Origin of the sequence: Microbacterium sp. H6, from assembly GCF_003314775.1 — a bacterium.
Lineage (GTDB): Bacteria > Actinomycetota > Actinomycetes > Actinomycetales > Microbacteriaceae > Microbacterium > Microbacterium oxydans.
Map to the genome: position 1 here is coordinate 2,357 of NZ_QOAY01000015.1, position 3,070 is coordinate 5,426.

Annotated in this window: 3 protein-coding genes; 1 reads left to right on the forward strand and 2 read right to left on the reverse strand. The window is 69.6% G+C overall.

Annotated elements, in window-relative coordinates; translation table 11 throughout:
* A partial coding sequence (locus DSP71_RS00585) for an adenosylhomocysteinase (protein ID WP_258546188.1) occupies positions 1 to 870 on the reverse strand: 870 nt, incomplete at its 3' end.
* A 121-nt stretch (positions 871 to 991) separates the two neighbouring features.
* Here DSP71_RS00585 and DSP71_RS00590 point away from each other — a divergent pair.
* Positions 992 to 2,374 (forward strand): LLM class flavin-dependent oxidoreductase, encoded by a 1,383-nt coding sequence (locus DSP71_RS00590; RefSeq protein WP_046748563.1) that lies wholly within the window; start codon positions 992 to 994, stop codon positions 2,372 to 2,374.
* Positions 2,375 to 2,447: 73 nt separating this feature from the next.
* On the opposite strand, the gene DSP71_RS00595 is transcribed toward DSP71_RS00590, so the two are convergent.
* Positions 2,448 to 3,070: transcriptional regulator (locus tag DSP71_RS00595; protein WP_258546189.1), on the reverse strand; the 623-nt coding region annotated here is incomplete at its 5' end.

The window sequence follows — 3,070 nt, forward strand, 5'->3', positions numbered from 1 at the left end:
GCCCTCTCCTACGGGCCCGTAGCCCACGACCACGGCCGGCTGGTCGCGAAGGTCGATGCCGGCGTCGTCCAGGGCGTCGGCGATCGCGAACACGCAGGACTGCCCGGTGCCGTAGCGGTTGTCGAAGGAGGTCTTGGTGAGGGCGTCGTTCACCGCGATGACCGGGATCTCGAGCACTCCTTCGCGCTCCATGAGCCGCAGGGGCGTGAGTCCGCTCGTGGTCTCCTCGGCCGCGCCGCGCAGCCCGGCCGCGATCCCCTCCTCGTGCGCGAGACGGATCAGGTGGGAGCCGTCGTCGAGCAGCAGGTCGAAGCCGCGGCGCAGGAAGGCCACGGCGGCGGCGCGCTCCGCAGCTGCCGACAGGGCCGGGTCACCGTCGACGGGGATTCCGCGGGATCGCAGCACCTGGGCGACCTCGACGTCGATCTCATCCGGGTGGGCGTAGACGGCGACCGTCGCTCCGGCATCCCGCAGCAGCAGGGCGAGCTGGGCGGTCTTCGGCTCCAGCACCATCGCGATGCCGATCCGCACACCCTTCACCGTGCCGGCCTCGCGCAGGCGTCGCGCGCGATCGGTGGCGACGGGCATGTGACGTCCGGCCGCATCGACACGGTCGTGAGCCGTCTCACGCGCTGGGAGAGCCTTGCCGTCGAGCAGGATCTCGGGCGTCGCACCCGGTGCGAGGACGACTCCGTGGCCGACCGTGCCGGTGCTTCCGAGATGCGCACCGAACGCGGGCAGCAGTCGACGCAGCTCGTCGGCCACGGCATCCGTTCCCACGACGGAGAAGTCGCGACCGGCCACGAGCAGGTTGGTCTCGCGGGCGAAGCGCCGCACCAGACGCTGGGCTGTCGCGGTCTCGTCGGTCACCAGTCAAGGGTAGAGCCCGCCGGGTGTGCCGACTGCCAGAGCGGAGGCTGTCGCGCCCGAATGTGTCGGCGCGTGTCGGCGACCCTGGATTCCCCGGCGCGGTTCGCCTTTCATGGAGCCCATGACCCGTCAGATCCGCTTCAACGCCTTCGACATGAACTGCGTCGCCCACCAGTCGTCCGGCCTGTGGCGCCACCCCGACGACCGCTCCCGGCAGTACAACACCATCTCGTACTGGACGGATCTGGCGAAGCTGCTGGAGAGCGCGACCTTCGACGGCATCTTCATCGCCGACGTGCTCGGCACCTACGACGTGTACGGCGGCACGAACGAGGCCGCCATCCGCAACGGCGCCCAGGTGCCGGTGAACGACCCGATCCTCCTGGTCAGCGCGATGGCCGCGGTGACCGAGAACCTCGGCTTCGGCATCACGGCCGGCACCGCGTTCGAGCATCCCTACCCGTTCGCTCGACGACTCAGCACGCTCGACCACCTCACGCAGGGCCGCGTCGGCTGGAACGTCGTGACCGGTTACCTGCCCAGCGCCGCACGGAACATGGGCCAGGAGGACCAGCTCGCCCACGACGACCGCTACGACCACGCGGACGAGTACGTCGAGGTGCTCTACAAGCTCTGGGAGGGATCGTGGGAGGACGACGCGGTGGTGGAGGACCGCGAGCGCGGCATCTTCACCGACCCCGGCAAGGTGCACCCGATCGGGCATGAGGGGAAGCACTTCAGCGTTCCCGGCATCCACATCTCCGAGCCGTCACCACAGCGCACACCGGTGATCTACCAGGCCGGCGCGAGCCCGCGCGGGGTGAAGTTCGCCGCCGAGAACGCCGAGGCCATCTTCGTCGCCGCCCCCTCGAAGGAGGTGCTCGCCGGCACGGTGAAGCGCATCCGCGACGCCCTGGAAGCCGCGGGGCGCGACCGCCACGACGCCCGCATCTACACGCTGCTCACCGTGATCACCGCCGCGACGAGCGAAGAGGCCACCGCGAAGCACGCCGAGTACCTCTCCTACGCCAGCCCGGAGGGCGCACTCACCTTCATGTCGGGGTGGATGGGCGTCGATCTCTCGCAGTACGCCGAGGACGAGCCGGTCGGGAACGTCGAGTCGAACGCGATCCAGTCGGTGCTGCAGCACCTCAAGGAAGAGGCCGACCTCGGTCGCGAGTGGACGGTCGGCGACTTCGGACGCCACAACGCGATCGGCGGCCTCGGCCCCACGATCGTCGGCTCGGGCGAGGAGATCGCCGACGAGCTGCAGTCCTGGGTCGACGAGACCGACATCGACGGCTTCAACCTCGCCTATGCGGTCACGCCCGGCACGTGGCAGGACATCATCGAGCACGTGATCCCGGTGCTGCGCGCGCGTGGCGCCTACCCCGAGGAATATGCGCCCGGCACGCTCCGCAACAAGCTCCACGGCCGCGGCGACCGCGTGCAGGACACGCACCGCGCCGCGAAGTACCGCGTCGGCTCCTTCGCGAAGGCGTAGCCCTCTCGCCTCGAATCGCGCAAACGGGTGCTGTGGACGCCGTTTCCCACCATTTGCGCGATTCGAAGGTCCCCTACACGAAGACCCGGGGAGCCAGGGTCGACAGCAGAGCGAGCTTCTCATAGCTCTCCGACCCCGGGATCGCGGTGTAGACGAGAAGGAACTGCGACTGCTCGGGATCGACGAGGCTCTGACACGTCAGCTCGAGCGGCCCGAGGTCGGGGTGAACGAAGCGCTTCGTCTCGCGGGGCCGGAGGCCGACCTCATGACGGTCCCAGATCTCGCGGAACTCCGCGCTGTGCTCCTGCAGCGCGTCGGCCATGCGGGCAGCGCGCGATGAGGGGCCCCGCCGGGCGATGACCTCCCGCAGACCAGACACCCACAGCCGCGACAGGAACTCGTGCTCGGCGGGGTCGTACAGGTCCCGCGTGGACGGCTCGCGGAACCAGCGATAACCGAGGCTCCGCTCCATGCCGGTGAGGTGTGCCGTGTCGCCGGTGAGCGCTACACCGAGGGGCGTCTGCCGCAGGGTCTCTCCGAGTTCGCTCACGATCTCGGCCGGAGTGTCCTGCAGCCGGTCGAGGATCCGCAGCATCCCCGGCCCGATGTGGTCGCTGATCCCCCCTCGTGCCGGCGGTTGATGTCCGGCGAGGCGGAACAGATGGTCGCGCTCGTCGATCGTGAGGTGCAGCCCCT

What these genes read in the sequence shown, in the direction of transcription:
- DSP71_RS00590 (WP_046748563.1), top strand. Translation starts at nt 992, where the DNA reads ATGACCCGTCAGATCCGCTTCAACGCCTTCGACATGAACTGCGTCGCC.